The sequence below is a fragment of the Mesorhizobium sp. M2D.F.Ca.ET.226.01.1.1 genome (genome assembly GCF_004022705.2).
GTDB lineage: Bacteria > Pseudomonadota > Alphaproteobacteria > Rhizobiales > Rhizobiaceae > Mesorhizobium.
The window spans coordinates 1-372 of sequence record NZ_RZOY02000064.1; the positions used below are offsets into that span (position 1 = coordinate 1).

1 protein-coding gene and 1 pseudogene are annotated in these 372 nt (G+C 65.9%); both read right to left on the reverse strand.

Going from position 1 to position 372, the window contains the following annotated elements; genetic code table 11:
* A pseudogene (locus tag EN869_RS35715) lies at positions 1-131 on the reverse strand (response regulator transcription factor); the annotation flags it as partial.
* Positions 132-188: 57 nt separating this feature from the next.
* A partial coding sequence (locus tag EN869_RS33765) for a hypothetical protein (protein WP_210237971.1) occupies positions 189-372 on the reverse strand: 184 nt, incomplete at its 5' end.

The window sequence follows — 372 nt, forward strand, 5'->3', positions numbered from 1 at the left end:
ATCAGCGCGCGCATGGCCCGGCCGCCGTCGGCCTGACTCACGCGCAGGCCGTTGCGTTGCAGGTAATCGGCCAGCATCTGGCGGATCTCGCTGTCATCGTCGACGACCAGGATATGCGGTACGTGGTTCATTGCGTTCTCGATGAAGACGGAGGTCAGGGCCGCGCTGCGCGGCCATGGTAGCGCGGCTCAGGGGCTGGCCAGCAGGCGCTGGATCTCGGTTTCAGTGCGTGCGTAGTCGCCCTCGCCGTAATGGCGGTAGACCACCCGCCCCTGCCGGTCGAGCAGGTACAGCGCGGGCCAGAAGCGGTTGCCCCAGGTATTCCAGATCCGGTACTGGTTGTCCTGCACCACCGGCCAGTTGATATCCAGC